The sequence below is a fragment of the Brevibacillus sp. IT-7CA2 genome (assembly GCF_949767855.1).
Taxonomy (GTDB): Bacteria; Bacillota; Bacilli; order Brevibacillales; family Brevibacillaceae; genus Brevibacillus.
Map to the genome: position 1 here is coordinate 111,803 of NZ_CATKQT010000004.1, position 8,263 is coordinate 120,065.

At 45.3% G+C, this 8,263-nt stretch carries 2 protein-coding genes; one reads left to right on the forward strand and one right to left on the reverse strand.

What is annotated here, in order from left to right; genetic code table 11:
- Window positions 1-936, reverse strand: coding sequence for an ABC transporter ATP-binding protein (locus ACM6JA_RS03035; RefSeq protein WP_007729116.1), 936 nt, complete (start codon window positions 934-936; stop codon window positions 1-3).
- 498 nt (window positions 937-1,434) lie between these two features.
- Between ACM6JA_RS03035 and ACM6JA_RS03040 the strand changes: the two genes are divergently transcribed.
- Window positions 1,435-8,262 (forward strand): amino acid adenylation domain-containing protein, encoded by a 6,828-nt coding sequence (locus ACM6JA_RS03040; protein ID WP_414851131.1) that lies wholly within the window; start codon window positions 1,435-1,437, stop codon window positions 8,260-8,262.
- Window position 8,263: the final 1 nt, after the last annotated feature.

The window sequence follows — 8,263 nt, forward strand, 5'->3', positions numbered from 1 at the left end:
CTAGATCGCCTCCTTTTCTTGATTCAACAAGCTGAGATAGGAGTCCTCCAGTGACACGGAGATGGGGGCTATGTAATTGACGGTAATATCCGCTGCGACCAGCTTTTTGATCAGCTGTGGGTTCGAGGTCTTCGGATTGGCTACCCTCAGGTGGAACTGATCTTCGGTGCGCTGATACGTCTCCACTTCCTCGGCGGCTTTAATAATCTGTTCTGACTTTTGAGAATCAGATCCTACATCAAGAAGGACATTGTAGGTGGTCCACTCTTCGCGGAACTTCTGTGGGGTAGTTAAACGAATCACCTCACCCTTAATGATGGCAAATTCATGACATAACTCATCAATTTCTGCCAGGATATGTGAACAAAAGATGATCGTTTTTCCAGCGGCAGCCCACTCGCGAATCAGATCTTTCAGCTTCCGAGTGCTGACAGGATCGAGATTGGCTGTAACCTCGTCTAAGAAAAGCACTTCTGGATCGTGTAATATCGCGCAAACAATCGAAAGTTTTTGTTTCATTCCTTTAGACAATCTGCCAGCAGGATCGTTTCTTCTGTCCCACAAATCGAACTGGCGAAGCAAATACTCGATGCGTGAAGCACGCTTGGCTTTGGGAATCTGGTAGCAAGAGGCGAAGAATTCCAGGTTGTCCAACAGAGAAAGCTTGTCATACACCCCGGGAGATTCTGTTACACAACCAATTTTTTTGCGAATCTCTTCTTTATTCTTGCTGATTTGATGACCGAGGATGGTGACTTCTCCTGACGTAGGCTCAATGAGGCAGGACAGGATTCGGAGGGAGGTTGTTTTTCCAGCTCCATTAGGCCCAAGTAGACCAAAAATTGTACCTTTGGGAATCGAGAGGGAAATGCCATCGAGAACTTTTTTGTCTCCGAACGATTTTTTGAGATCCTTAATTACGATTGCAGGCTCCATAAAAAAATCTCCTTTTCTAGACTTTTCTGTGACTCCGATTGAGTGTACAACTCCCATATTAACTTTTTTATCCAATTCAGAATATTGAAAGTTTGTAAATATATTGAGTTTGTTACAAAAATGGGCAGAAATAACTGGAGATTGAGAAGGAACTTCCTTGTGGCAATTTCATATCTGAGTGATATGTCATGTTAAACGAAGTGCAGCATTGAAAATGGAAGTTGTCAAAAATTGTCACTTTTTACCAGTTCTATACTTACCTCCTTTCATCCCTTAAAAACCAGCAGAGTATAGCCTTTTGGCATTGATTACTCTAAATGTTGGGAACAAAAAATAAAAAAATTTACATACAACCACTTGCAGAAAAGCGTATTTTTGAGTTATATGTAAAATCATGTAACAAAAAGTAAAAATGTGGTACAAATTCCATCTAAAACAATTTTCAATCGAAGTCAACTTTTTGTCAACGAAATTATGAGAAATGCTGGTGATGTTTTTTTGAGAATATTATTCCTAACAACATTCATGAGCAAAGAAAACAAGATTGTGCAGTACTTGGAATCAAGAAACCACAAAGTCATCGTGTGCAATGAAAAGTGGGAACAACAAACCGAATTTTTTGAAGAAATCGACTATATTGTCAGTTACGCGTACGGCTATATTCTGAGTAATCATATCGTTTCCCATTTCAAAGGGCGCATTATCAATCTACATACATCCCTCTTGCCCTGGAACAAGGGGAGAGACCCTGTTTTCTGGAGTATTTGGGATGAGACACCAAAAGGGGTTACGCTACACCTCATAGACGAGAACATAGATACAGGCGATATCCTGATTCAAGAAGAGATTGCTTTTGATGACGAAGATACACTGATCGATTGTTACAACAAAGCGAATCAGGTGATTGAAGACCTGTTCATCCGAGAGTGGGAGAATATTGTAAGTGGGCGGATCACACCATTTCCGCAACCATCTGGTGGAACGATTCACTACAAAAAAGACCGAGATTTCTACAAAAACCTGAATATGACCACCGTAAAAGAGCTGCTGGCATTAAAGCGTTTTTGTGGAAAACGAACACAAGTAGAGAGGCAGAGCGATAAAACCTACCATCAGTTGTTTGAACGACAAGTCGAAGTGTCACCAGACAGTCTAGCAGCTGTATGTCAAGACCAGTCCCTGACATATAAACAGCTTAATGAGCGAGCCAATCAGTTAGCCCATAACCTTTGTGCCAAAGGAGTTAAGCCTGACGATCTTGTTGCGCTCATGATAGATAGATCACTGGATATGCTGGTGAGTATTCTCGCCGTTCTAAAGGCAGGAGCAGCATATCTCCCTATCGATCTGGATTATCCGGATGAACGAATTACTTATATGTTAAACGACAGTAGAGCACCCGTTTTATTGACACAGACTCCCCTTATACAGAAGGCGAAAAGTATCTGCGAAGTAGAAGTGATCGACGTGTGTGACCCTGGTAGCTTTAGCGGCAGAAAAGAAAATCTACCGTACGTCAATCGATCAACAGATCTCGTCTATGTCATGTATACATCGGGATCGACAGGTTTGGCCAAGGGCGTGATGATCGAGCATGGCAACTTGGTAAATATTTGCCAATGGCATCGCCAGTACTTTGAAGTGAGCCCTGAAGACAAAGCCCTTGTCTATTCCAGTTTTTCGTTTGATGGGTCTGTACTGGAAATGTTTCCCTTTCTACTCACGGGCGCTTCGTTACACATCGTGCCAACTGCACTGAAGTATGATCTGATTGCTCTGAATGATTATTGCAACCAAGAAGGCATTACGATCAGCTTTTTTCCGACAGGAGCAGCTGAACAGTTCATGCAAATGGATAATCGTTCTTTTCGAGCGATGCTCACAGGCGGGGACGTGCTAAAAAAGGTTGATCGGCGCGGTGCTTATAAGCTGTACAACTTGTATGGACCGACAGAGTGCACGATCCTTGCTACTGTTTTTGAGGTGGACAAGCAATACCAGAGCATCCCGATTGGCAAGCCTATCGCACACAGCTACATCCTCATTTTGGACGAAAAGCTGGCATTACAACCGATTGGGGTAGCAGGTGAGGTATTTATCCTCGGTGAAGGGTTGGGACGAGGTTATGTGAACCGACCAGATTTGACCGCTGAGAAATACATCATTCATCCGCAGACGGGCGAGCGCATGTACCGCACGGGAGACAGAGCACGCTGGTTGCCTGACGGGAACATCGAGTTTTTGGGCCGCCTTGACAATTTGGTAAAAATTCGCGGATATCGGATCGAGCCAGGAGAAATTGAACCTTTCCTCATGAATCATCCAATGGTCGAAATGGCAACCGTTATCGCCAAACAACGGGAGGATGGCCGCAAGTACTTAGTTAGCTATTATGTTGCTCCTGATGAAATCCCTTTTCACGAGCTGAGGGAATGGCTCGGACATGATCTTCCTGATTACATGATCCCGACGCACTTTGTTCACATGGAGACTCTACCGCTCACCACGAATGGAAAGGTAGACAAGCGGGCGCTGCCAGATATACAGGGAGATGAGGAGCTGCTGAGGGAACATTATGTCGGTCCAACTGATGAGCTTGAACAACAATTGGCTTACGTGTGGAGCAGCGTGCTAGGAATTTTGCAGGTGGGGATCGACGACCATTTTCTTGAATGCGGTGGGGACTCGATCAAGGCCATGCAGCTCATTTCCCAGTTCAAGAATATCGGCTTCGATTTGAGATATGACCAACTTTTTAAGCATCCAACCATTCGCCAATTGAAACGTTTGTTCACAGAACAAGAGCAGTCGAACATACAACCATTGCAAGAGCTGATCGCACAACAGGAATACGAAACATCCGCGGTGGAGAAACGAATGTACATCATCCAGCAGCAGGATGTCGAGTCGATCGCATACAATGTGACATTCACGGTTGGCTTTCCCAAAACCGTAGATGTGGAGCATATCCGGATGGCCTTGCAGGAGCTGGTGATGCGTCACGAAGGATTACGAAGCACATATCACATGCATTATGACGAAATCGTAAAACGAATTGTCACGTTCTCCGAACTATCATTTGTCCGTCAAACAGGTGAAGAAGAGGTGCTACAGAGCCTACTTGCAGAGCACATCAAGCCATTCGATTTGGCAAAAGCACCATTGCTCCGGGCTGGAATCATTGAAACTCCTGACAAACAGGTTCTCTGGCTCGACTCCCATCACATTGTCATGGATGGCTTATCCAAGTCGATCTTGTTACGAGAATTACAGACTTTACTCGAACGACAGGAGCTTCTCCCTGTAAAGAATACCTATAAGTCGTTTGCGCGATGGCAAAATGACTGGCATTCAAGTGAGGAATACAAACAGCAAGCTGCTTACTGGGAAAACCTTCTTGAGGGCGAGCTTCCTGTTGTCCAACTTCCTACACGAAAACGTCCGCCGCAACTGTCATTTGATGGGGCTACAATCACGTATCGCGCAAACAAAGAACTCACTAGAAAGCTCAAAACCACAGCAACAAAACATGATGGAACCCTCTATATGCTGATGCTCACCATCGTATCTGTATGGCTATCCAAAATGAATAACGACAGCAAGCAAGTCATACTAGGTACCGTAACAGATGGAAGACAGCATCCAGATACGCGAGAGATACTTGGGATGTTCGTTAATACCTTGCCACTTCTACTCTCGATTGAGCATGAAGAAAGCTTTTTACATAACCTGCAACAGGTAAAGCAAGAGCTTTTGGCTGCTTTGCAAAACCAGTACGTTCCCTTTGATAAAATTCTCGAAGGCTCTGGAGCAAAACGCGACGGGAATCGTCATCCCCTGTTTGATGTGATGTTCATGATGCAGGGCTCACTGGAGACAGGGTTGGAAAACCAAACGCGTCATATCAACAACAGGATTAGCAAGTTCGACCTGACACTAGAAGCAGTGGAGCGGGAGAACGAGCTGCACATTGTTTTTGAATACAACACACTGTTGTTTGATGAACGCATGATCCACCGTATGATTGCGCAGTTTGAACATCTCCTTTTGCAAGCTGTTCACGGTCTGGAAGAGCAAGTTAAAGCGTTTGAACTAATGACCCAAGCACAACGCCTCGATTTGTTTCTAGGGGTAAACGATACATCCAAAACATACCCTAGCAAATTGATCATGCAGTTGTTAGAAGAATGGGCTGCTGCTACACCTGACAAGATCGCATTGGTACTCCGCGAACAGTGCATGACATATCGAGAGCTGAACGAACGAGCAAATCAACTGGCACATACCCTCCGTACAAAAGGGGTAAAACCAGACGATCTGGTGATGCTTATATCGGAACGATCCTTCGAGATGATAGTGGCCATTTTCGCCGTGTTGAAAGCAGGTGGAGCCTATCTGCCAATCGATCCGAACAGTCCAACTGACCGGATATCCTACATTTTCACAGATAGCGGCGCCAAGATGGTGGTAGCGCAGTCTCGTTTCGTTGAAAAAGCAAGCTTTACAGCGGATGTTATTGATTTAAACAGCGAGAGTAGCTTTTCCCCAGATACAAGCAATCTACCGCTGGTTAACAAGCCGGATGACCTTGTGTATGTTATGTACACATCGGGCTCAACCGGGAAGCCAAAAGGCGTGATGATTGAACACGAGGGGCTGCTCAATGTACTCCATGCCATGCAGGATGAATATCCGCTTATGTGTGAAGATGCAATCCTGCTGAAGACGACCTACATTTTTGATATCTCTGTAGCGGAAATCTTCGGGTGGATTCCTGGGAATGGCAGATTGGTAATTCTCGAGCCAGAGGCGGAAAAGAATCCCAAAGAAATATGGCAAGCAGTTGTCCAAGAAGGGATAACCCACATCAATTTTGTGCCATCCATGTTGAATCCATTCGTCGAATATCTGGAGGGGCGAAACAATGCCAACCGATTGCGGTACATCCTTGCTTGCGGGGAAGCGATGCCGGATGATCTCGTGCCAAAGGTATATGAAGTACTGCCGGAGGTGAAGTTGGAAAACATCTACGGGCCAACAGAAGCAACAATATATACGTCCCGTTATTCGCTCGCAAAAGACTCACTGGAGAATCCTGTTCCCATCGGAAAGCCGCTGCCGAACTATCGAATGTACATCGTCAATCAGTACGGACAATTGCAGCCAATAGGCGTTCCGGGCGAACTATGCATCGCTGGAATAAGCTTAGCGAGAGGATATCTGAATAACGAAGAGCTGACAGCGGAAAAATTTGTTGCCCATCCATTAGAGACCGGTAAGCGTATCTATCGCACAGGCGACCTGGCACGCTATCGTGAGGATGGCAACATCGAGTATCTCGGACGGATGGACCATCAGGTAAAAATCCGTGGATACCGCATCGAGTTGGATGAAATTCGTAACAAACTGATTCAGGAAGAGTCCATTTATGATGCGGTGGTTATGGCCCGAACCAACCAGAACAATCAGGCATACTTGTGCGCCTATCTGCTTTCTGTGAACGAATGGACAGTCAGTCAGTTGCGCGACCTGCTTCGCCGTGAATTGCCAGAATATATGGTACCTGCCCACTTCGTTCTCATGAAGGAGTTTCCGCTTACATCCAACGGTAAGCTGGATCGCAAGGCCCTGCCTGAACCGGATGGAAGTGTGAGAAGCGAAGTGGAATACGTAGCACCGCGCTCTGAAATGGAAGAGATTCTTGCCGGAATTTGGGGAGAAGTACTTGGCATCGAGAGGGTAGGGATTCAAGACAGCTTTTTCGAGCTTGGTGGAGATTCGATCAAGAGTTTGCAGATCGCGTCTCGTCTGCAACGGATGAATCTCATGATGGAAGTCAATCACCTATTTAAATATCCGACGATCGAACGAATGGCACCGTTTATCATTTCCGAGAGGATCACGTTCGATCAGGGACTGATAACAGGACCTGTCTTACTTACACCAATCCAGCACTACTTCTTTGAACGGATTACAACAAGCAGACATCACTGGAATCAAGCAATGATGCTTTTCAGCCAAGAGGGCTTCCATAGCGAACTACTGATGGAGTCTCTAAATGCGCTTGTGCTTCATCATGATGCCCTGCGCATGAGTTTTACCGAATCGGATGAGGGATTTGTCCAGTTTAATCGGGGTGACGATGGTAATCTGTTCGAATTCCATGTGTTTGATTTTGCAGAAGAGCTGGATGCTCGAAACAAAGTGGAAGAAGAAGCAAACCGCCTGCAAGCCAGTATGAATTTACAGGAGGGACCGCTGGTTCAAGTAGCGCTCTTCAAGACAAGAGCAGGTGACCATTTGCTTTTTGTGATTCACCATCTGGTTGTTGACGGTGTTTCCTGGCGCATCATTCTGGAAGACTTCCGAATCGCCTATCAACAAGTAGCCTCAGGTAGTCTAATTGCTTTACCGGAAAAAACACATTCTTATCAAAAATGGGCGAAAGAGCTAAAAAACGTAGCCAATAGCAAGAAGCTTGTAAACGAACTAGCTTATTGGAAAAAAGTCGATTCCATTCCGAGCCGTCCATTGCCAAAGGATCAGGAGACCATTTACCAGACCGAAATGGAGACGATAACAGCGTCGGTTCGTTTCTCCAAAATCGAGACTGAAAAATTACTGCGCCATACAAATCACGCCTACCAAACGGAAACGCAAGAGATCCTGTTGACTGCCTTGGGAATGGCGATGCAGGAATGGACAGGGGCAAACGATGTTAGGGTCTTTTTGGAAGGACATGGACGTGAAGAGATTATCAAAGGCTTGAATGTCTCACGTACGGTAGGTTGGTTCACTTCCCTTTTCCCAGTCGTCCTGCCTGCTACCAAATCGGGTCAATTGGCGGAGCAGATCAAGCTAGTCAAAGAAATGATGCGTGCTATTCCTAATAAAGGAATCGGGTATTCCATCTTAAAGCATCTCACAGAGACAGAGCACAAACGAGACATCCATTTCACACACCAGCCCGAGGTTGTGTTCAATTATCTGGGACAGTACGATGCCGATCTGGACAACGATCTGTTCTCGCCATCGAATCTACCAGAGGGTAGAGTGCTAGGAACTCATACCGAACGCATGCATCCGTTAGATATCTATGCCAAGATTATCGGTGGAGAGCTGGTTATCTCTATGAATTACAATCGCCATGAGTATCACAAAACGACGATAGACAAGCTCATGGGACTCTATCAAATTCATTTGAACGCTATTATTGTACATTGTATGCAAAAGAAAGATTCTGAGTTAACACCGAGTGATTTCGTGGACAAGAAGCTCTCTCTGGAAGAACTCGATGACATTATGGACTTGATAGGCGATTTGTAAG

Excerpts from the sequence above, each read along its gene's own strand:
- ACM6JA_RS03035 (WP_007729116.1), bottom strand. The coding sequence starts at position 936 with ATGGAGCCTGCAATCGTAATTAAGGATCTCAAAAAATCGTTCGGAGAC.